At 42.3% G+C, this 20,129-nt stretch carries 21 protein-coding genes; 11 read left to right on the top strand and 10 right to left on the bottom strand.

Annotated elements, in window-relative coordinates:
* The first annotated feature begins 413 nt into the window (after window positions 1–413).
* On the top strand, window positions 414–899 hold the full coding sequence (locus tag Xmir_RS07340) for an NUDIX hydrolase (RefSeq protein ID WP_099113743.1): 486 nt from the start codon (window positions 414–416) through the stop codon (window positions 897–899).
* 304 nt (window positions 900–1,203) lie between these two features.
* Here Xmir_RS07340 and Xmir_RS07335 read toward each other — a convergent pair whose 3' ends face one another.
* Both Xmir_RS07335 and Xmir_RS07330 read right to left on the bottom strand, forming a co-directional pair.
* Window positions 1,204–1,659, bottom strand: a complete 456-nt coding sequence (locus tag Xmir_RS07335; RefSeq protein ID WP_099113742.1) for a YaiI/YqxD family protein — start codon at window positions 1,657–1,659, stop codon at window positions 1,204–1,206.
* A gap of 118 nt (window positions 1,660–1,777) precedes the next feature.
* The gene (locus Xmir_RS07330) at window positions 1,778–2,542 is read right to left on the bottom strand and encodes an aminoglycoside adenylyltransferase family protein (RefSeq protein WP_099113741.1); all 765 of its coding nucleotides are present in this window, start codon (window positions 2,540–2,542) and stop codon (window positions 1,778–1,780) included.
* Between the two features lie 246 nt (window positions 2,543–2,788).
* On the opposite strand from Xmir_RS07330, the gene Xmir_RS07325 reads away from it, so the two are divergent.
* Window positions 2,789–3,886 carry an NAD(P)/FAD-dependent oxidoreductase gene (locus tag Xmir_RS07325; RefSeq protein WP_099113740.1) on the top strand — a complete coding sequence of 366 codons (1,098 nt, stop codon included), beginning with the start codon at window positions 2,789–2,791 and terminating at the stop codon, window positions 3,884–3,886.
* Between the two features lie 68 nt (window positions 3,887–3,954).
* On the opposite strand, the gene Xmir_RS07320 is transcribed toward Xmir_RS07325, so the two are convergent.
* From Xmir_RS07320 to Xmir_RS07305, 4 genes are read right to left on the bottom strand one after another with little or no spacing between them, the layout of a single operon-like run.
* Complete coding sequence (locus tag Xmir_RS07320) at window positions 3,955–5,241, bottom strand: HlyD family secretion protein (RefSeq protein WP_099113739.1); 1,287 nt, start codon at window positions 5,239–5,241, stop codon at window positions 3,955–3,957.
* Window positions 5,234–6,697 (bottom strand): TolC family protein, encoded by a 1,464-nt coding sequence (locus tag Xmir_RS07315; RefSeq protein WP_099113738.1) that lies wholly within the window; start codon window positions 6,695–6,697, stop codon window positions 5,234–5,236. Before Xmir_RS07315 ends, Xmir_RS07320 begins: the two co-directional genes overlap by 8 nt.
* Window positions 6,690–7,898: an ABC transporter permease gene (locus Xmir_RS07310; protein WP_099113737.1), complete on the bottom strand. Its 1,209-nt coding sequence runs from the start codon at window positions 7,896–7,898 to the stop codon at window positions 6,690–6,692. Before Xmir_RS07310 ends, Xmir_RS07315 begins: the two co-directional genes overlap by 8 nt.
* The gene (locus tag Xmir_RS07305; RefSeq protein WP_099113736.1) at window positions 7,891–8,628 is read right to left on the bottom strand and encodes an ABC transporter ATP-binding protein; all 738 of its coding nucleotides are present in this window, start codon (window positions 8,626–8,628) and stop codon (window positions 7,891–7,893) included. Before Xmir_RS07305 ends, Xmir_RS07310 begins: the two co-directional genes overlap by 8 nt.
* A 368-nt stretch (window positions 8,629–8,996) precedes the next feature.
* Here Xmir_RS07305 and Xmir_RS07300 point away from each other — a divergent pair, with 368 nt between their 5' ends.
* Window positions 8,997–9,284: a hypothetical protein gene (locus tag Xmir_RS07300; RefSeq protein ID WP_099113735.1), complete on the top strand. Its 288-nt coding sequence runs from the start codon at window positions 8,997–8,999 to the stop codon at window positions 9,282–9,284.
* Window positions 9,285–9,497: 213 nt separating this feature from the next.
* Window positions 9,498–9,782, top strand: coding sequence for a hypothetical protein (locus tag Xmir_RS07295; RefSeq protein WP_099113734.1), 285 nt, complete (start codon window positions 9,498–9,500; stop codon window positions 9,780–9,782).
* A gap of 154 nt (window positions 9,783–9,936) precedes the next feature.
* Here Xmir_RS07295 and yafC read toward each other — a convergent pair whose 3' ends face one another.
* A complete protein-coding gene (gene yafC, locus Xmir_RS07290; protein WP_099113733.1) occupies window positions 9,937–10,824 on the bottom strand; it encodes a DNA-binding transcriptional regulator YafC in 888 nt (295 codons plus the stop codon).
* A gap of 99 nt (window positions 10,825–10,923) precedes the next feature.
* On the opposite strand from yafC, the gene Xmir_RS07285 reads away from it, so the two are divergent.
* On the top strand, window positions 10,924–11,508 hold the full coding sequence (locus tag Xmir_RS07285) for an NAD(P)H-dependent oxidoreductase (RefSeq protein WP_099113732.1): 585 nt from the start codon (window positions 10,924–10,926) through the stop codon (window positions 11,506–11,508).
* Between the two features lie 137 nt (window positions 11,509–11,645).
* On the opposite strand, the gene Xmir_RS07280 is transcribed toward Xmir_RS07285, so the two are convergent.
* Entirely contained in the window at window positions 11,646–12,050 is a 405-nt protein-coding gene (locus Xmir_RS07280) for a DUF1801 domain-containing protein (protein WP_099113731.1), read from the bottom strand.
* Between the two features lie 400 nt (window positions 12,051–12,450).
* Between Xmir_RS07280 and Xmir_RS07275 the strand changes: the two genes are divergently transcribed.
* From Xmir_RS07275 to Xmir_RS07260, 4 genes are read left to right on the top strand one after another with little or no spacing between them, the layout of a single operon-like run.
* Window positions 12,451–13,335, top strand: coding sequence for a 2-dehydro-3-deoxygalactonokinase (locus Xmir_RS07275; RefSeq protein ID WP_099113730.1), 885 nt, complete (start codon window positions 12,451–12,453; stop codon window positions 13,333–13,335).
* The gene (locus Xmir_RS07270; protein ID WP_099113729.1) at window positions 13,319–13,936 is read left to right on the top strand and encodes a 2-dehydro-3-deoxy-6-phosphogalactonate aldolase; all 618 of its coding nucleotides are present in this window, start codon (window positions 13,319–13,321) and stop codon (window positions 13,934–13,936) included. The genes Xmir_RS07275 and Xmir_RS07270 overlap by 17 nt, the downstream gene beginning before the upstream one ends.
* Window positions 13,933–15,081 (top strand): galactonate dehydratase, encoded by a 1,149-nt coding sequence (gene dgoD, locus Xmir_RS07265; RefSeq protein ID WP_099113728.1) that lies wholly within the window; start codon window positions 13,933–13,935, stop codon window positions 15,079–15,081. Before Xmir_RS07270 ends, dgoD begins: the two co-directional genes overlap by 4 nt.
* Window positions 15,082–15,118: 37 nt before the next feature.
* A complete protein-coding gene (locus tag Xmir_RS07260; RefSeq protein WP_099113727.1) occupies window positions 15,119–16,411 on the top strand; it encodes an MFS transporter in 1,293 nt (430 codons plus the stop codon).
* 35 nt (window positions 16,412–16,446) lie between these two features.
* Here Xmir_RS07260 and Xmir_RS28080 read toward each other — a convergent pair whose 3' ends face one another.
* Window positions 16,447–16,752, bottom strand: a complete 306-nt coding sequence (locus Xmir_RS28080) for a LysR substrate-binding domain-containing protein (protein WP_279627209.1) — start codon at window positions 16,750–16,752, stop codon at window positions 16,447–16,449.
* Window positions 16,753–17,077: 325 nt separating this feature from the next.
* On the opposite strand from Xmir_RS28080, the gene Xmir_RS07250 reads away from it, so the two are divergent.
* A complete protein-coding gene (locus Xmir_RS07250; RefSeq protein WP_099113725.1) occupies window positions 17,078–17,929 on the top strand; it encodes an alpha/beta fold hydrolase in 852 nt (283 codons plus the stop codon).
* Window positions 17,930–18,045: 116 nt separating this feature from the next.
* Here Xmir_RS07250 and Xmir_RS07245 read toward each other — a convergent pair whose 3' ends face one another.
* A complete protein-coding gene (locus tag Xmir_RS07245; protein WP_099113724.1) occupies window positions 18,046–19,149 on the bottom strand; it encodes an alkene reductase in 1,104 nt (367 codons plus the stop codon).
* 195 nt (window positions 19,150–19,344) lie between these two features.
* Between Xmir_RS07245 and Xmir_RS07240 the strand changes: the two genes are divergently transcribed.
* Window positions 19,345–19,962, top strand: coding sequence for a GrpB family protein (locus Xmir_RS07240; protein WP_099113723.1), 618 nt, complete (start codon window positions 19,345–19,347; stop codon window positions 19,960–19,962).
* The last annotated feature ends 167 nt before the right edge of the window (window positions 19,963–20,129 follow it).

The raw sequence follows: 20,129 nt of genomic DNA, 5'->3' as shown, positions 1-20,129 counted from the left end.
AGGTTCAGACAGCGTGATATTCGATTTCATAAGAACAGTCGGAAAGTCATCAGATTAACGATTATAACACCAATGCAGATAGTTTATCTGATCAACTTAATAGAATATCTATCGGACTTATTATCGCAATCTTGGTTGTCAAGATAATTCGATAACGGGAAGGGCTAGAAAAGGTAACAGAAGTAATGTGTTTAACTACAGCTATCGTAGATAGGGCGCCAATCCAGTTGGCGTGAATCGGTTTATTTTAACTATGTCAAGGCTAAGTAGAAATGTCCGTCTTCCAACAAAGTTGAAATGTCCTTAGCTCTCTCAGGAATGAATCATTGGTTGATGCAGATAAATATTACTTCACATTCATAAGTAGATGTTTAAACTGTATATCTCTCTTCGTTAGACTATGGTAATAAAGTATGCGTATTCGGTGTTCAGCCAGGTTACTTATCGTCAACCCGTCCAGGCAAGTGTTGTTGTTTCGTTTTGTACACACAAACGATGCGTTGGCAGGTAAGTCTTACTGGGCTACCCCAGGTGGCGGTGTTGAACATGGTGAGTCTTTTGAACAGGCTGCTGTCAGAGAGCTGAAAGAAGAAACTGGCATTATTCGGGATGATGTCGGGAAATATGTTGCGCAGAGAACTTTCGAAATGATGCTCCCCAGTGGAGAAACAGTTCTGGCAAAAGAGCGTTTTTTTATAGTATTACCCGATGAAGACGAGATCAACACCAGTGGGTGGACTGATAACGAAAAATCAGTTATCCATCGCCACCATTGGTGGGGGCTTAAAGAGCTGCTCCAAACACAAGAAATAATATATCCTTCTGATATTACAAGGATAATATCTGCGTTTGTATTTGATGATCTGGAACAGCAATCCATTATAATTTTTGAGGATTGACCTCAAATATTTCATTTGAGCGCGTCTGCAAGGTCTTCAGCGCTTCCAGCATATCGTCACCATTCAGTGAACGCTGGGAGCACTTTGTCGTACTGAACAATTCACCTGACAACATACAACTTTGCTATTACAATCTAGGTTCGCATAATCTATATTATGTTAAATAACGCAGAATTTACGATAATTATCATAAGATAGGCTTTTTCAGTCAATTAGCTTCTTGTACCCTGCTTAGCTTTTTTCCGAAACTGTAATCCTTTTAATAACAATCGTCTTTTTATTCAAAGAATAGTCACATTTCTTTTCAAGATGCTTTTTTTTGTTGTAATAACCACTTATCTAGTTCATTTGCGAACCGCTGGCGATCATGTTGGTTTAAAGTAGCAGGCCCTCCCGTTTGGACTCCACTCGCTCGCATCGTATCCATAAAATCACGCATAACTAGGCGTTCACGTATTGTCGCTTCACTATAACGTTCACCGCGTGGATTGAGTGCTATTGCACCTTTTTCGATCACTTCAGCAGCAAGAGGAATATCTGCTGTAATCACTAAATCCCCGATTTCTGAGCAACGAACAATTTGATTGTCAGCGACATCAAACCCCGCAGGGACTTGTAACGTACGTAAAAAGGCGGATGCAGGTACACTTAGTCGTTGATTTGCCACGAATGTGACTCGTACCTTTTCACGTTCAGCTGCACGATATAATATTTCTTTTATAACCTTAGGACAGGCATCAGCATCTACCCATATAGACATAACAAAACCCTCTCAATTTCATATTATTAGATATATCAAAGATATTCCCACGATTTTGAAAATAATCAAACTGTTATGGCATCCTGATTCAAACAAAACATCAAACATGGTGGGAGTATCATAGATTCATTAACACACAATCGTGCAATGAACTTACCGTGATCTGAAGTTCTTGCTGGCGATTTCGCCAATCTTCTTCACATCCTTTCAAATAGGTTTCCAGCGCATCGGTTAAAACTGTGGCCTGTATGACTGGAAGGCGAGCAGCCGCCCAATCAGCAGCAACATCCTTAGAAACAAATTCTCCAGTAACTAATGTTCGCCACATACGCGCCAGTGTTAACAAAACATTGCGTTCATCTCCCTGTAATGTGCCAATTAAATTTGGCAGGACATCTTTAATAGCCCGACGAATGTTCGATCTTGAAATAGTGGGCAAAAGACTGCTTGCGTTAGGGCCGACCAGTGGTATCGCTTCCTGTCGTGATTGAGCCAACACCAAAGTCAGTTCTGGATCACAAACAGGTTTGGGAATTTCTCCCATTTCATATTCATGACGCAGCCACTCGCCGTAAATGAATTCGCTCCGGGCAGGATAAAGCGATGCAGCGAGATCGGCATGCAAGAAAACAATCAATTCAACAGGGCGACGTCCATCAGGATCAGAAGGATACCGACCTGATATCTTCATTAAATCGGCAGTAAGACATTTCCTAACCTCTGACGTCATCGGCTGGTCAATGACCACAAGCAAATCTACGTCACTGAGGGGACGAAGACCACCAACCACAGCCGAACCATGAAGGTAGATAGCTACCAGCGATTCCGCTAATCGCTTCTGGATAACCAGCAACGCCTTATCTGCTTCGGAAGGAATGTACATAAGCAATTACCATGTTTTTCTTTTATTCGTTTTTTGAATAATAGGATCCAATTTTTTTCTGATATTGCCAGTACTTCATGGTGAGGTACAACAATCCGAACAATGAACTGAGATGTTGTAGGATTTTATATATACTTATCTTTTAATGCACAACATAAATTTCCCGTTAACTTTACAAACCTGTACCACCTGACACAAATCATTTTCACTAACATTATGGATCTTGGGAGATGAGCTATTAACCATATGAAAAATAATAAAATTATTATTGTTGGTGCAGGCTTTGTGGGCACAATACTGGCATGGTGTTTATCCAACCACTATAAGGGAGAAATTATCCTTATTGATAAAGAGCAGGCGGGTAACGGAGTGACTAAACAAGCCTTTGCATGGCTCAATGTTTCTTATGGTAGATCGGATGCTTACAGTAAACTCAGGAAACAGGCACTCAATGAGTGGCATCATCTCGATAAACAGACAAACGGAAAACTGAACGTAAATTGGTCAGGCGCTATCAGTTGGCAGGAAACTGAATCTGCAACCCGTGAATTTATTAATGTTCATAGTGAATCTGGTTTTAATATCAAAGCGTTAACAAAAGCCGAACTTCAGGCACTGGAACCACAACTTACAGCTCTCCCGGAGCTTGCTGCTTTTGCAACGCAAGAAGGTGCCGTTGATCCTCTTCACGCAACACAAGTGCTTTTGCAGGAAGCCTTGAACAACGGCGTCACCTATCGGCCGGAAACGGAAGTGGCTACCATTAACCATAATGGCAAACAAATCCTCGGAGTGACTACATCGCAAGGGGTTATCTGTGCTGATCAGGTTGTGCTCACTGCCGGTGTCGGTACAATTTCTCTGATGGAAAAATTGGGTGAAAAACTCCCCTTATCTGCATCTCCTTCTGTCATCGTGCAGTATCAACATCAGGCTGTAGCCCCTTTTGTGCACCACATTATCTCAACTCCTGATATGGAAGTGCGTCCTATATCAGGAACGACTCTGCTTGCAGCGGAAGATTATTTAAGTGACCGCCCTGAACACAGTGCCACATGTATCGCAAAAAATATCTTACCTGTCATAAAAAGAGCCTTTATAGGCAGTGATAGTCTGTGCCTGGCGGATGCTTCTGTTGGCCTGCGTCCGATGCCTGAAGATGAAATGCCCATCGTCGGAAAAGTCGCTGATTATCGTGGCTTATATATGATCAGTATGCATTCGGCAATTACACTTGCGCCACTGATATGTCGGCTGGCACAGGAAGAAATAATAAATGATACAGAACAGGCAGCGCTAAGCCCATACCGGCTAACACGCTTTGCTTCTGATAGTTGCCATTAGAAAAAAGTGAGGGATATATAGATACTTCCCCACTCCTTACTCTTTTAGAGTGGGAAGTTCGATGAATGCTATTCAAAAGTATTTTTATAATTATGAGGCAATGCGATAAACCCCTGTTCCAGTCCGTGGACTTCCATACCTTCCGGCATAGCCTCCCCAACAGTTACCTGACGAGACACGGCCTGACGTTTTAAATCCGGCCGCCAGTTTACTGTTAATTGTCCGTTGCTATCGTGAGTTAGTGCTGCTTCTGGTACAACAATGCCCTGTTCATTACGATAAACAACAATATTGACTTTAGCACTCATACCGGGCCTGATGGGATAATCCTGTTTCATGGATGAAGTGACTTTAATCACAACATCATAATAAATCGCCGATCCTGATTTATCCGTACTTACACTTTGCATAGCAATGGCTTCAATTTCTCCATCCAGAAAATGATCAGAAAATCCCTCCCCGCTGATTTTTACTGCCTGCCCTTCTTTAAGTTTAGCGAGATCGGTTTCTTCAACCTGTGCCAGTACCTGATATTGTGTTGTGTCCATCACCTCCAGTAAGGGCATCCCTTCGGTGACCCGAACGCCTGTCTGAATCGTTAAGAGTTTCCCCTTTTCTCCTTGTGAAGCCCTAAGCACGACGCCAGAAAATGGCGCTTTGATTTCTTTATGGGAGTATTGTTCCTGTAGTGCCTGATAGCGGCTTGTTGCATTTTGAAGCTCCATTTCTGCAACACGTACATTACTAGCGCTGCCTTTTTGTCGAGTGGATGCAAGATCGTCCTGTACTGAAGCAAATTCCGTTAGTTGTCGGCGAAGTTGCTGTTCAAGATTTTCAATTTCCATTCGTGGAACGATGCCACGTGAAAAAAGAGCCTGTGTTTTTGCGAGATTATTTTTCAATTCCATAACCATATGGTTCGCATTTTCGACATTTCTTCTGGCTCGGATGACTTCCTGGCTGTTTTCCCAGTCATGCAATTGTTCAACGGCAGATGAAGCCTTTATCATCTCAACTTGCGCTTGCCGAAGCTCAATATCAAGCTTTCGGGTATCAAGCGTAACTAATGTCTGACCCGTGTTCACGCGCTGTCCTTCTTTAACCAGGACTTGTTTGATAATTGCATCAAATGGGGCGGGTATGGTTTCAAGACGCCCGGATTGCAGCTTGCCTACCAAGCCTAGTCGTTTTTCTATAAGACCGTGTTTTACCTCAATCCACCGTACTGATCCCTGAGCTGGCGATTTTTCTGAGGACAACTGCCCTGAAAACAAAAAGGAAAAAAAACAAACCCCCACTACAAGTATGCCAGTTATGGCCCATCGATAACGTTTAAGGATTGATTGTTTATTCATTGATCGTTATCTCCCAGCTTTCCAGTGTAGTGCCAAGAATTTGATCCAGCTCAGCCTGAGAATTGAGGTACTGGATGAGTGTATTCAGGCGTGCATTTTCGGCATTTCTCAGGTCGGTTTCAAAACTCAGGACCTGAAAGTTACTGGATCGCCCTGCCTGTAATTTTTCTTGTTCAATTTCGAGTTTCTTTTGAGAAAGTGAGCTGGCTTTTATGGCTAATTGGTATTCCTGCCAGCGTGATTCTGTATTGCGGATGGCATTGATGACTCTTTGTTCCAGAGTTATCCTTGCCTCTTCCAAGTGTAACGCCCGCTTCTGGACATTTACTTTGGCCTGAACTTCCGTTTGTTTCTGTGTCATATCACCTATTGGAATCTCCAGTTGTATACCCATATAATTTTCCCAGTTTCGGGTTTCAGAAGAGGATGAACGATACTGGGATGTACCTCCAACCAGTGATAAATCCCAGAGCCGATTATTTCGGGCCTGCAATAATTGAATATCTGCCACTTTTGCAGAAAGTAATTGGATCAGATAACCCGGATGTTGAGCCTGTGCCTTCTGAATTGATTGTTCAACATTCAGATTGACGTGGGTTCCTTTTAACGTATCGGTAGCATAGATGGGAGTTTTGAGGTTCAGAGCGAGTAACTTAAGTAATGCCAGCTTCATGGCATGTACACTGTTTTCAGCCTCTTTGGCCGAAAGTTCCTGCATGGCCAGATCAGCCTGCGTTTGTATGATATCTGTCTGAGCCATTCTGCCGGCATCAATCAACTCTTTGTTAGTTTCAACTAATTTCCGCATACGCTTAAGAGAAGCGGCAGATAATGATTGTTGCTCCTGAGCACGAAGTAACGCATGGTATGACAGGATAATCTGCGTGATTGAATCGGAAATAGTCGCTTTTAAACTCAACCGGTTGGTTTGTTCCTGAAGTTTGGCCAGTAAGACCGGTGCATTGTTAACATCCGTACCTGCTCCTCGCAAAAGAGGCTGTATCACAGTAATACTTGCTCCATCATTGTGAACGTTGTTTATCCCCGATTTAGTGTTATCACGAGTCCAGGAAAGCGTGAAGCGAGTTCCCAGAGGAGTGAGTAATGTAGCCTTAGGAGATAGATTGGTTTTCCTAAAATTTGCATCCTGATTTTTACCAGCAATGTAACGCCCACTGAGCTGTAGCTTTGGTGTGAATCGGTCTTCTGCTACCCGTAAATCAAATTTCTGAGCGATACGGTCCAGATAAACACTGCGGATTGCGTAGTTATTCCTTAAACCAAGCCATATCGCATCGCTCAATGACAGGCCTATAACCTCCCCTACGGCGTCCCTTCGCAAACTGTAATCAGATCCTGATAAAGTTAATCGTTCCTGTTCAGATGCAGGGATCCCTGTTCGGGGAAACAGGAAAAACAAGGTCAGAGAGCCATAAAGGAAATATTTTTTAATCATCACGTAATGCCTGTACGGGTTCCATTTGAGAGGCTTTATGTGCGGGATAAAAGCCGGAGATAAGTCCCGCTACAATTGAGCTACCTATTCCTAAAGGAATAGATAAGGGGGCTAAAGAAAATGACCAGCCAGAGTAAAGTACAAAAAGAAAGGCGACGATGACACCAGCTAATGTGCCAAGGATTGCGCCGGCAAAAGTCAGTGCCGCAGCTTCATACAAAAAAAGACGTCGGATATCCTGAGGCCTTGCGCCTAAGGCCATACGTAATCCGATCTCCTTTCGTCGGGCTGAAACATTCATCAGCATAACATTTGAAATCGCAATGCCGCCGGTGAATAGCGAAATGCCTGCCAACCCGATCAACATAAAAGAAAAGGTTTTGCTTTGTTCTGTCTGCCCTTTCAATAGTTGTTGAGCAACCCGAACATCAATGTCAACCTCTGGAAACTTGCGTTTGAGCAACGCCAATAAATCCTTTGCATCGGTTTCTGTGGTTGCGGTTGTTATGGTGCGGGCAATGATGCCATTCAGATCTGTATTGGATGATATTTTATGCATGGCATTTATAGGGGCAATCACCACCGAATCCAGAGAAAAAGGAAAGATGGGGTTTTGCCCTTTTATATCGAAAATACCAATCACTGTGTATAAATAATTGCCAAGCTGGATCTGCTTGCCAAGTATACGGGAGGCATCCCCTTCGCCAAGGTTAACGGCGACTTCATTGCCAATGACCAGATAAGGAGAGTGCTGATCATAATTAGAGATAAATCGGCCATAACGAAGTCGCAATTGCATGACTTCTTCAAGTTCCGCAGAGGAACCTATCATGGTAAATGTTTCTGTTTTCCCGTTATAGCGCCCGGGAGAAGAAGAATAGATCCAGGGTGCTGCTGAAGATAAACCAGGAATAGCCGTTGTCAGGTCGGCCATTTTAATTGACGCACTATCAACGCCATGATTATAGGCGTTCAGATTTGCTGTAATGACGTTGATATCGAGCCCGCTGAACATTCTCAATGCAGCCAGTGTGGCGTTATGCCCGGTATTAACAAATGCCACAACAGATGCACAACCAATAGCAATACCCGATAAAGCAAGCAGAGTACTTTTCCCCGTTGCCATTAAGTTGCGCCAGGCCTCTCTCCATATCATTAACACCGACATGCCATAGTTACCGGACCGACGATTATCATACATGAATTGCCATACCTCTGGTTTCATGCAACTGACCATCAATCATCCGTAATTCACGCTGCATATGGTTCGCAACCATAGGGTCATGGGTTATTACAACCAGTGTCATCGCGTTGTCTGTGTGAAGAGAAGAAAGTAACAGTAAAATCTCTTCTGCGGTTTGTTGATCCAAATTACCAGTAGGTTCATCAGCCAGCAGTAACGAGGGTTCCCCGACCAATGCTCTGGCGAGTGCCACTCGCTGTCGCTGCCCGCCAGATAAGTCTGCCGGATAATGCACGGCACGATGTGAAAGACCCACCAAATGCAGTTTTTCTCTGGCTATTTTATAGGCCAGCGAGGTAGAAATACCGCGGTAAAGAAGTGGCAGAGCGACATTTTCTGTGGCTGTCATTCCGGCCAACAAATGAAAACTTTGAAAAACAAAGCCAATTTCTTTATTGCGCATTCTGGCACGAAGGTCAGCATTGGCTGTTGACATATCAACGCCGCAAAGAAAATATTTTCCAGAGGTGGGCTTATCCAGCAAGCCGAGAATATTCAGTAAGGTGCTTTTACCTGAACCTGATGTTCCGACAATTGCACAACTTTGGCCGGCAAAAATTTGTGCCGTGATATTTTTCAGAACCGGTATTTGGCTATCTTCTCCATGTTGATAAATACGGGTTAAACCTTGCATGCTGATAACAGGTGACATCGATAGTGTAGGCTGAGTAGAATTTATAAGATCCATTATTTTTTATAATATCCCCACTTTAATATTCACATTCATCTTTATTAAAAGATCTGGTTTTTGACACCATTAAGGAATGAATAATTAAATCACCATAAAATCAATGTTGTTATGGTGCATTACGTTTAAATTATAAATAAATTATTTTCTTTGCGTAAATAATAGCAAGGTTTTTATTGGTCATAAATTATGATAGTGGATATTATATTTATAATCCAGAATATAAAAACATAGTCAGTTTCTAAATTTTAAAATTGTAATATCGTCAAATGATGATTTAGAGTTATTGTGCAGAATTAAATGCAACTTTATAAGTAATCTATTCTATTTAAATAGAAAATCCCAGATAATATTATAGGAGAGTGTTTATGTTCAAGAAATTATTAAAGACTGGGGCATTAGCGGCAGCATTAATCGGAGGGATTGGAACTGCATCGGCTGGAATTTGTAATTCTGATAAACCATCTTATATAAATGAGGGTAAATATTATAGGTATGTTATTAATCCTTATGATAATTTTGCTAATGTTTTTACTATATATGAGCCTACTATTGGAAAAACGATTACATGGTATTTTAAAGAGCGTATTGGAAAATGTGAATTCCATACCGGACGTAATGCTTTTCAAGCTTATTATGAAGGCAGGGAAAGTTAAAGTCCTACCGAAAACCCTCTAATTAGATGCTTTCAGCATACTGATAAACCTCGTTGAAAATAACGGGGTTTTGGATTTTATCATAAATAAAAACATCCGCAGTTTCTAAATTTTGAAATTGTAAGGCCATCTAGTGATGATTTACAATCAAACATGGCGTGATAAGTAATAAACTTAAACCATAAGTCACAAGGTTGTTAAGGAAAAGTTTTTATGTTTAAAAAATTATTAACAGCTGGAGCATTATTAGCAGGCATTGCATTAACTGGAGGGATTGGAACTGCATCGGCAAACATAGATATCCCTTGGCACAATTGTTCTTCTTCTCCTGAAGAATATAACAATGGCCTATATACTAAATATCTTGTTAAAGAGGGTATTGTTTTTCTTGATGTACGTAATGAAAATGGAATTAAATGGTATTTAAAAGGCTTTAAAAAATTATATGGCTGTGGAATGAATGTTTATGTCGCTAAATATGAAGGTAGAAAATCATAGAAAAATTCTACGAAAAGCCTCTTTTTAGAGGCTTCTTTGGCTGAGAGTTACCTCATTCCAAAACGTCTGAACGTCTTGTCAGTCCTGAGGGGCTGGCTCCACAACGGGATAACTAATTCCCCTCACTTCCTAACAAATTATTTCAGTTCCTTCGTTAGCTGTTTACATATTCACTCAAAAAGTCGATAAATGCCCTGATTCGGGGACTTACAGCCTGGTCGCTGTAGTAAACAGCATTAAGTGGCATCGCAACAGGTAAACGTTTTTCAGCCAGTAGTTCAACAAGTACACCGCTGGCAATCTCCTTATCAATCATATAATCAGACAAACATGCGATACCATTACCCGTCACACATAGCTGTTTAAGGGTTTCACCACTGTTGGAAGAATGTCCTATTGTTATTTCATGTGGCTGTCCGTCCTGACTGGCTATCGGCCATGTATTAAGTGATGGAGGTTCGGTAAAACCAAGACAAATATGGTTTTCCAACTCCTCAACGCATTGCGGTATCCCATATTTTTTCAGATATTCAGGAGAGGCGACGATTTTCCGGTAGCTGGTAAAGAGCGGGCGGGCTCTCAGACTGGAGTCGGTTAAGGTACCCACTCGAATGGCAATATCCACTTTGCGCTCAATCAGATTGATATAAGTTTCCGACGAAATCAGCGATAGCGTCATTTCTGGGTAGCGTTCGCGAAAAGGTTTAATCAGCGGTACTAGTAAATGTAACACGACAGGTGTTGCAGCATCTATGCGCAATAAACCTTGCGGTATATGTTTGGATTCCATGAGTTCAGTTTCAGCGGCTGCCATTTCTTGTAGTACATGCTGGACACGGCGGAAATAACGTTCACCTTCCTCAGTCAGGCTGAGTTGACGTGTTGTACGATTAAGCAGACTCACTCCCAGTTTATTTTCAAGTTTTTTTATTGAGCGGCTCACGGCGGAATTTGCCAATTGCAGATGTTCCGCTGCACGACTGAAACTTCCACATTCCACTACTGTTACAAAGATTGTCAACTCCTCTGAACTCGCTTTCATTATTGCTATTCCTGCAAAAGACTATTGAGATTTTGAATATTTTACTGCTTCATCACCCAACTTATCATGACTACGCGATAAATTAATCTAGGGAAAATTATGAGCAACATTTTGATTATCAATGGTGCGAAAAAATTCGCTCATTCTAACGGTCAGTTGAATAACACCCTGACCGAGGTCGCAGATAATTTCCTGCGCGGCAGCGGACATGATGTCAAAATAGTGCGCACTGACAGCCAATATGACGGGAAAACAGAAGTACAGAAAATTCTGTGGGCCGATGTCGTTATCTGGCAGATGCCGGGTTGGTGGATGGGAGCTCCGTGGACGGTGAAAAAGTACATGGACGACATTTTCACTGAAGGTTACGGTTCCTTGTACGCCAATGACGGACGCACCCGCTCTGACGCCAGTAAAAAATATGGTTCCGGCGGTCTGCTTCAAGGCAAGAAATATATGCTATCGCTAACGTGGAACGCGCCGCTGGTAGCATTCACTGATGAGAACCAATTCTTTCATGGCGTAGGAGTAGATGGTGTCTATTTACCATTCCATAAAGCGAATCAATTTCTGGGTATGGAAGCTTTACCAACTTTTATCGCCGACGATGTGATTAAAATGCCTGACGTTCCACGTTATATCGAAGAATATCGCATGCACCTAAATCACATCAACATAAGTTAAATATGTTCTATAGCCCGTTTATTCTGGCTATCAACTCACCTAAAGAATTGGCGCGGCTTTCAACACGGTTAACTGGCAAGCTATGGATGAATTCCGTGCCCTTTTCCATCTACATCCTGTTTTCTGAATAAATTCTTTTATCTCTTTTTCCTCAACTTATAAGTGAGTGACATTTCAAGGCATATACTCAACTCATTTGTCGGTAAATCGGTTTTTGGATCCAAAACAATTGCCCGATTTTTTGAATAAGTCAATTCGGGAAAAAGTGTTCTGAACGTATCAATCAATGTAGTCTGGCAGTGAAAAAAGATAGCCACCTGCGAATCACCGAAACGATCCAATCGGATTGTTGTTCCCGAACCTGTTTCAAGAGTAAGATAACTGGGCTGCCCCCATTTCAAAGACTCAGTAATTAAGCCTACCCCTTCCGTTTTTGATGCAACGTCAAATATTAACTCTCTTATCATCAATAACTGCTTTTGGTATCGTTCAGGATAATTATTAAATACCGAGTGAACTTCGTGATTTTGGAATGCTTTCATAAGATTGCTACCTTATCCGTTATTTTGTGCAGAAACATCATTTTCCCTAAAAATTCATTTTTATTAAAAAAATCAGGAACTCTGATAATTATGTAAAGACGATCACCAAAATACAGCTCTGAACACATTTTGTACTTTTTGTGATCTATATTGTAGTACGGTTATTTTTTCTGGCGTTATTATACAAACTTCGCTCATTGCAGTAATCAAACAAGGGTTCTAATGCCCATTGCAGTACATCAGCATCCAGATAATTCCACTGATTTCAATTAACTAGTTAACCATCAATATACAGACAAGTTACTGAATGATATTGCGAAAATATCAAACTCCGTACATGCAGCGTGCTGTATTTGAATAGCCTTGGATGGATGATGAGGTTAAGACTTAAGGCAATCACATGACACACCGCTACATCGCTATAGACTGGGGTTCCACCAATCTTCGTGCCTGGCTCTTCGAGAATGACGTTTGTCTGGATGAGCGCCAGTCCGAGATGGGAGTTACAAAACTGAAAGTAGAGTCCCCTAAGGCGGTGTTAGCAGAAATAACCAGCGGTTGGTTTGATACCAATACACCCATAATTATGGCCGGAATGATAGGCAGTAATGCAGGCTGGAAAGTTGCGCCTTACCTTCCCTGCCCTGTTGCATTCTCAGCAATTGGCCAGCAATTAATGCCAGTTGCTGAGAATATTTGGATTGTTCCCGGTCTGTGTATTGAAAATATCAATAACGTCAATGTAATACGCGGAGAAGAGACTCAGCTTCTCGGAGCTTCCTGTCTTGCGCCTTCCTCTTTGTATGTGATGCCGGGAACCCATTGCAAATGGGTGGTGGCAGACCAAAACCACATTCTGAATTTCAGAACGGCGATGACTGGCGAATTACATCACATTCTGTTAGCACATTCTCTGATAGGCCTTGGCTTACCCGATCAACAAGCAGATACCGCCACGTTTGAAGCTGGTTTACAGCAAGGTATCGAAAATCCGGCGCTGTTACCGCAACTCTTTGAGGTGCGTGCGGCCCATGTTTTAAGGACCCGACCTGCCAAGTTTATTAGCGAGTTTCTATCTGGATTGCTTATAGGCAATGAAGTTATCAATCTGACGAAACAGATTGTCCGTGATACAAAATGCCCTATTACTCTTGTCGCTACCCCTAAATTAGCAGCACGTTATCAGGCAGCATTTCATTATCTTCAGCTACCGACTCAGTGTATTGAAGGTGATGCTGCATTTCTCGCAGGTATAAGGAGAATTACATATGCACTGGCAAACTAATCTCCCCCTTATTGCAATTTTGCGTGGCATCACACCGTCTGAAGTGGCTTCTCATATTGATGTATTGCTTGAATCCGGGTTCGATTCGATTGAAATTCCACTTAATTCACCTGACTGGGAAAGCAGTATTTCCACAGTAGTAAAAGCTTATGGTGACCGTGCCCTGATTGGAGCAGGTACGGTACTAAAACCTGAACAGGTAGAACAGCTTGCTGATATGGGCAGCAAACTCATTGTTACCCCGAATACACAACCTGCTGTTATTCATCGGGCGTTGGATTTCGGCATGACGGTGTGTGCAGGTTGTGCTACGGCGACAGAAGCCTTCAATGCACTTGATGCGGGAGCGCAATCATTAAAAATTTTCCCTTCCTCAGCATTAGGCCCTGACTATGTCAAAGCGCTGAAAGCAGTGTTGCCCACCGATATTCCGGTGTTTGCAGTCGGCGGTATCACACCAGAGAATTTGGGGAGTTGGTTAACAGCAGGTTGCGTGGGCGCCGGGCTGGGAAGTGATTTATACCGGGCTGGGCAACCTGTCAGCCGGACAAAAGAGAAAGCGGTTGCTTTTGTTAAAGCATACCAAGAGGCATTGCAATGAAAATAACAAAATTGACAACCTATCGTTTACCGCCGCGCTGGGTGTTCCTGAAAATTGAGACCGATGAGGACATTGTCGGTTGGGGTGAACCGGTGATTGAAGGACGTGCCCGTACTGTCGAAACCGCAGTTCATGAGTTAAGTGAATATCTTATTGGTCAGGATCCCTCCAGAATAAATGACTTATGGCAGGTGATGTATCGTGGTGGTTTCTATCGGGGAGGCCCGATACTGATGAGTGCCATCGCCGGGATCGATCAAGCTCTCTGGGATATCAAAGGAAAAGTATTAAATGCCCCAGTCTGGCAGTTACTGGGGGGACTAGTGCGGGACAGGATCAAGATTTATAGCTGGGTTGGCGGGGATCGCCCTGCCGATGTTATCGCGGGAATTGAAAGTCTGCGTAAAATCGGTTTTGACACATTCAAACTAAATGGTTGTGAAGAGCTGGGAATTATAGATGATTCACGCAACGTAGACGCAGCAATAAACACCGTTGCACAGATCCGTGAAGCTTTCGGTAATGAAATTGAATTTGGGCTGGATTTCCATGGCCGCGTCAGCGCACCAATGGCTAAGGTCATGATCCATGAACTGGAACCTTACCGTCCGCTCTTTATTGAAGAACCTGTGCTTACTGAACAGGCTGAATACTATCCGCGTTTAGCCGCTCAGACACATATTCCGATTGCCGCCGGCGAGCGTATGTTCTCACGCTTTGATTTTAAACGTATTCTGGAAGCTGGTGGTGTATCTATCCTGCAACCCGATCTCTCTCATGCCGGCGGTATCACAGAATGTTATAAAATTGCCTCCATGGCAGAAACTTATGATGTGGGGCTGGCACCGCATTGTCCGCTTGGCCCGATTGCTCTGGCTGCATGTCTCCATATCGATTTCGTCTCCCGTAATACGGTTTTTCAGGAACAGAGCATGGGTATTCACTACAATCAAGGTGCTGAACTCTTAGACTTTATTAAAAACAAAGACGATTTCGATATGACCGGAGGTTATTTCCACCCGTTGATGAAACCGGGGCTGGGAATTGAAATCGACGAAGAACAGGTTATCCACCGTAGCCAAAGTGCTATTGACTGGCGTAATCCATTGTGGCGTTATGCCGATGGTTCCGTTGCTGAGTGGTAATGGCTGAATTTATATGCCTAAATTTGGAGATGACTGTATGGACATTTCTATTAAGACGGCAAAACCTACACGCCGTCGTTACTTAACTTTATTGATGATTTTTGTCACCGTGGTCATTTGTTATGTTGACAGAGCCAACCTTGCTGTAGCCTCCGCACATATTCAGGAGGAATTTGGTATCAGCAAAACACAAATGGGATATATTTTCTCCGCATTTGCCTGGTCGTATACCTTTTGCCAGATTCTGGGGGGATGGTTTTTAGACCGCATAGGTTCACGAATTACCTACTTCATTGCTATTTTAGGTTGGTCAGTAGCAACTTTATTGCAAGGATTCGCGACAGGGCTACTATCTTTAATTGGTCTGCGGGTATTGACCGGTATTTTCGAAGCACCCTCATTCCCGACCAATAACCGTATCGTCACGAGCTGGTTTCCGGAACATGAACGTGCTTCTGCTGTTGGTTTTTATACCTCCGGTCAGTTTATTGGTCTGGCTTTTCTGACACCGATACTGATTTGGATTCAGGAAATATTAAGTTGGCACTGGGTGTTTTTCATTACCGGGTGTATTGGGGCTATCTGGTCATTTGTCTGGATCAAAGTTTACCAGCCACCGCGTAAGAGCAAAGGCACTAACAAACTTGAACTCGACTATATCCGTAATGGTGGCGGACTGGTGGATGGTGATGCACCTGCTGAGAAAAAAGACCGAATATCTTTGACTAAAAAAGATTGGAAATTGATTTTTCATCGTAAATTGGTGGGGGTTTATCTCGGCCAATTCGCTGTAGCATCAACCTTGTGGTTCTTTTTAACCTGGTTTCCCAATTATCTGACGCAAGAAAAGGGAATCACCGCCCTGACAGCCGGATTTATGACAACCGTTCCTTTCTTAGCTGCTTTCGCCGGTGTTCTTTTATCGGGTTGGGTTGCTGACAAACTCGTGAAAAAAGGCTATTCACTCGGCGTTGCACGTAAGACGCCCATTATCTGTGGATTACTGATTTCTACCTGTATTATGGGAGCCAATTACACCAATGAACCTATATTAATTATGGCATTGATGGCATTGGCATTTTTCGGTAATGGTTTTGCTTCAATAACCTGGTCACTGGTCTCATCATTGGCTCCCATGCGTTTAATCGGATTAACCGGAGGAGTGTTCAACTTTGTCGGCGGATTAGGTGGTATTACAGTACCATTGGTCGTTGGCTATCTGGCTCAGAACTATGGTTTTGCTCCGGCACTGGTTTATATCTCGGTTATTGCACTTATCAGCGCGTTTTCTTATATTTTTTTGGTCGGTGATGTGAAACGTGTAGGTTAATGATCCTTATGGCGCTGTCAGGCGTTTGGTTCACATTAGTCATTCAGGTATACGGGGAGCCTTAGGCGCTTATCAAGATTGCTTTGCGTAGTGTTCCGATATGAAACCATGAGATGTTCATGCTCAATAAAATCATCTATTGATAATGGAATGCCCGCTTGTATCTGGTTCGGTGACCATAGTGTACGAAATCCCATTTGCCTGACCGTTTCACTGGTGACTTCTGCGGAAGATTCCGTATCTAAAGATATCGCAATATCGACAGTTTCTTCTTCCAGCATATTACGTGCTTTAAAGGGATTCGCACTGATAATCTGTATATCTATTCCTGGCCCTTCCAGACAAACTGCTGACCAATATTTCCGCAGAAAAGTTACATCAGAAATTGAATGGTTATCGCTGGCTTCCCGTATAGCATTAAAGCGATCATTGCCGAGATGGAGAAGACTATAATATTTATTATTTTCATACTGTTCATAAATATTCCTTAGTAAGGTGTTTAGTCACCACTGTACAAAATGTGGTATAAGTATCTCTCCATAGTTATTGATGGAAAGACAAATAATGATTCTAATTCGTTGACGTCGTTCACCTTTTATAACAACCAAATCTTAACTTCACTGGTGTGAAGTGATTTTTTGCAATTGTAAAAAGGTAATTATATAAATGAATAAAATACATACTATTCAATCCGGGGACTTTTCACTAAAGGTCATTGAACAAGGTGTGGGAGAAACCCTTCTTATCATTGGCAGTGCTGATTACTATCAACGGGTCATGCCTGAATCCTTTTTTGGTCATTATCATTGTGTGTTTGTCGATCATCGCGGGTTTGCAGTCTGTCACCGAAGAGTTGATGAGTCTGATGTTTCTCTGGCACAAATTACCCAAGATATTGAGCGGGTTTGTTGTGAGCTTAATATCGGGCCGTGTTGGATATTAGGCCATTCCGGCCATGCTTATATGGCACTGGATTTTACGGCGAACAACAGTGCTCGTATCAGAGGTACCATACTGGTGGGTGCTCCGCCTTGTTTATCCAAAACTATGCAAGCGTTACAATTCGCCAGATGGGAAGCTGACGCGGGTGAAAACAGGAAACAGATTTTCAACAACAATATTATTCACCTGGAATCTGATATTCAGCATGATCCTGAACGCAAATTTGTTCATCTTTGTTGTCGATTAAGCGCGATGCGCTGGTTTGATGCAAACTTCAATGAAAGGTTTCTATGGAATGATGTTCCCACTCACACAGCCATATTTGATAAATTGTGGGGGAATGTATTTGCCAAAATCAATATCTTAGATTACACAACCCAAATTGCTTCTCCTGTGTTAATTATCTCAAGCTCACATGATTTTAGTATTGCTCCACCAGCCGCATGGCTTGATATTCATCCAATGTTTGAAAACGTGGAACATGTTTTGATCAATAACAGTGGCCATACCCCAATGCTGGAACAACCCGAAGCATTTGACAAAGCTCTACAACAATTTCTGAAAAGAAATCTATAAGTTATTTACACAGTAAAATGTATGCCAATCTGCTTTGTGGATTGGCATTATTCTTCATTCCACCAGCAAATAGCGGCTTTACTGGCGCTATCCAGTTAAGCCGCTATAACAATTAATTAAGAATTCGCTTTCGGCCAGTCAGTATACCCTTTTGCTCCATTACCGTAATGGGCATCGTAAGTTGCCTCCGCTAATTCAAGACCGAAGCGTAAACGCTCCACCAAATCAGGATTAGCAATAAATGGGCGTCCGAATGCAACTGCGTCAATTTTACCTTCCGCACGACGGGAAATCGCCAGTTCAAGATCATAGTTATTATTGCCAATATAAGCGCCGTCGAACAAAGACCTTAGTGCATCAAGATCAACATCTTTAGGAACGTCGCGGTTTTTTTGGGTTGTCCCCTCAACAAAATGGAGATAAGCCAGTTTGAACTTATTTAGTTGCTGAATCAGATAGCCATAAGTTGCCATCACATCGCTATCAAGTGGAGTGTTGCCTACTTCTGTTGTGACAGGAGACAATCTAATGCCCACTCGACCACCACCCCAAACACCAGTTACAGCTCCAACAACTTCCAAAATAAGTCTGGCCCGATTTTCGATTGAGCCACCATATTGATCGGTGCGATGGTTAGTTGAATCTCGCAAAAATTGTTCCAGCAGGTAATTGTTTGCAGAATGAATTTCTACACCATCGAACCCTGCACGTTTAGCGCATTCAGCAGCATGTCTATATTGCTCGACGATATCAGGAATTTCTTCGGTTCTCAGGGCACGCGGCATAGAGGCTTCCGCAATGCCATTGTTAGTGTAAACATTACCGCCTGCTTTAATGGCGGATGGAGCTACCGGCGCATCTCTATTTGGTTGAAGATCAACGTGTGAGCAACGGCCAACATGCCATAATTGAACTACAATCTTACCGCCGACAACGTGGATGGCATCTGTGATTTTTTTCCACCCTGCTATCTGATCTTCTGTCCAAATACCGGGGGTCATGGCATAACCGCGCCCTTGCGCTGAGATATTAGTTGCTTCTGAAATGATTAAGCCAGCGCTTGTGCGCTGAACATAATATGTAACATTAAGATCGTTTGGGATGCCCTCTTCATTTGTGCGCCCACGCGTTAAAGGCGCCATAATAATACGGTTAGCAAGTTCAATTTCTCCCAATTTGATTGGGGAAAAAAGATCTGTGCGAATACTATTGTCAGTCATAAAATTTCCTTTTTTAGTAATCAACATCGTTTATAAAAAATGCGACTTTAAATAATTTCTCTAGTGGAAATTATTTAACTTAGAAATAGTTGTCATTTTATACTTAATAACTCAGTATTTGAGTTATGTTAAATTACGGATATTCTAATTAAGATATTGCACTACAACTTGTTCGATTTGTAATCGGGGCCGCATATGTCAGAAAAATTCATTTCCCTAAAGCCACTTATTATGACTTTTTGCGAAGGTGATCCAAATGAAAATCCTTGGGTTAGTGGCAATAAGGAGACACCAGAACCCATTGTTATCGTTCCCTACTCTACTGAATGGGAGAACATTTACAATGAAGAAAAAAACAAAATCCAGCGACAATTGAAAGATAAGGTCATCAATATTGCACATATTGGTTCTACCGCAGTGCCCGGCTTACCTGCAAAACCTGTCATTGATATCGATCTCATCGTTGCAGATCCTGCGCAAGAAAAAGATTATATCCCTGAGCTTGAAAAATTAGGTTATGCGCTAAGGATAAGAGAACCGTCTTGGTATCAACATAGAATGTTGAGGCTTGATTCACCGCGTGTCAATTTGCATCTATTTGGTGAAAATTGCCCGGAACATATTCGTCATCTTCTTTTTCGTAATTGGCTGAGAAACCATGAAGATGACAAAAAACGATACGCAGCGGCTAAACTAACCGCCATTAAAGGTGCCGTTCATGTGATGGAATACAACCATAATAAAGAGAAGGTAATCAAAGACATCTACGAGAGGATTTTTAAGAATATGGATGTCTTTTTGTCTGAATTATAGATGCCCTATAATTCAATAATGATGTGATTGTCTTGTGCTGGTTTCAGATGTGAAGTATCTAACTCTATTGGTGATGCTAAAGCGAGTGTGGAAGCAATGCTTCGTGCCTTATAATTGTATAACGATTTTAATATCGTAGGAGCCTCCTGTTATAACAGGAGGCTATT

The organism is Xenorhabdus miraniensis (assembly GCF_002632615.1).
The sequence above is the reverse complement of the archived record's forward strand: the minus strand, read 5'-3'. Positions and strand labels throughout refer to the sequence as shown.

Coding starts and splice junctions, on each gene's coding strand:
- Xmir_RS07340 (WP_099113743.1), top strand. CDS start 414: ATGCGTATTCGGTGTTCAGCCAGGTTACTTATCGTCAACCCGTCCAGG.
- Xmir_RS07335 (WP_099113742.1), bottom strand. CDS start 1,659: ATGTCTATATGGGTAGATGCTGATGCCTGTCCTAAGGTTATAAAAGAA.
- Xmir_RS07330 (WP_099113741.1), bottom strand. CDS start 2,542: ATGTACATTCCTTCCGAAGCAGATAAGGCGTTGCTGGTTATCCAGAAG.
- Xmir_RS07325 (WP_099113740.1), top strand. CDS start 2,789: ATGAAAAATAATAAAATTATTATTGTTGGTGCAGGCTTTGTGGGCACA.
- Xmir_RS07320 (WP_099113739.1), bottom strand. CDS start 5,241: ATGAATAAACAATCAATCCTTAAACGTTATCGATGGGCCATAACTGGC.
- Xmir_RS07315 (WP_099113738.1), bottom strand. CDS start 6,697: ATGATTAAAAAATATTTCCTTTATGGCTCTCTGACCTTGTTTTTCCTG.
- Xmir_RS07310 (WP_099113737.1), bottom strand. CDS start 7,898: ATGTATGATAATCGTCGGTCCGGTAACTATGGCATGTCGGTGTTAATG.
- Xmir_RS07305 (WP_099113736.1), bottom strand. CDS start 8,628: ATGGATCTTATAAATTCTACTCAGCCTACACTATCGATGTCACCTGTT.
- Xmir_RS07300 (WP_099113735.1), top strand. CDS start 8,997: ATGTTCAAGAAATTATTAAAGACTGGGGCATTAGCGGCAGCATTAATC.
- Xmir_RS07295 (WP_099113734.1), top strand. CDS start 9,498: ATGTTTAAAAAATTATTAACAGCTGGAGCATTATTAGCAGGCATTGCA.
- yafC (WP_099113733.1), bottom strand. CDS start 10,824: ATGAAAGCGAGTTCAGAGGAGTTGACAATCTTTGTAACAGTAGTGGAA.
- Xmir_RS07285 (WP_099113732.1), top strand. CDS start 10,924: ATGAGCAACATTTTGATTATCAATGGTGCGAAAAAATTCGCTCATTCT.
- Xmir_RS07280 (WP_099113731.1), bottom strand. CDS start 12,050: ATGAAAGCATTCCAAAATCACGAAGTTCACTCGGTATTTAATAATTAT.
- Xmir_RS07275 (WP_099113730.1), top strand. CDS start 12,451: ATGACACACCGCTACATCGCTATAGACTGGGGTTCCACCAATCTTCGT.
- Xmir_RS07270 (WP_099113729.1), top strand. CDS start 13,319: ATGCACTGGCAAACTAATCTCCCCCTTATTGCAATTTTGCGTGGCATC.
- dgoD (WP_099113728.1), top strand. CDS start 13,933: ATGAAAATAACAAAATTGACAACCTATCGTTTACCGCCGCGCTGGGTG.
- Xmir_RS07260 (WP_099113727.1), top strand. CDS start 15,119: ATGGACATTTCTATTAAGACGGCAAAACCTACACGCCGTCGTTACTTA.
- Xmir_RS07250 (WP_099113725.1), top strand. CDS start 17,078: ATGAATAAAATACATACTATTCAATCCGGGGACTTTTCACTAAAGGTC.
- Xmir_RS07245 (WP_099113724.1), bottom strand. CDS start 19,149: ATGACTGACAATAGTATTCGCACAGATCTTTTTTCCCCAATCAAATTG.
- Xmir_RS07240 (WP_099113723.1), top strand. CDS start 19,345: ATGTCAGAAAAATTCATTTCCCTAAAGCCACTTATTATGACTTTTTGC.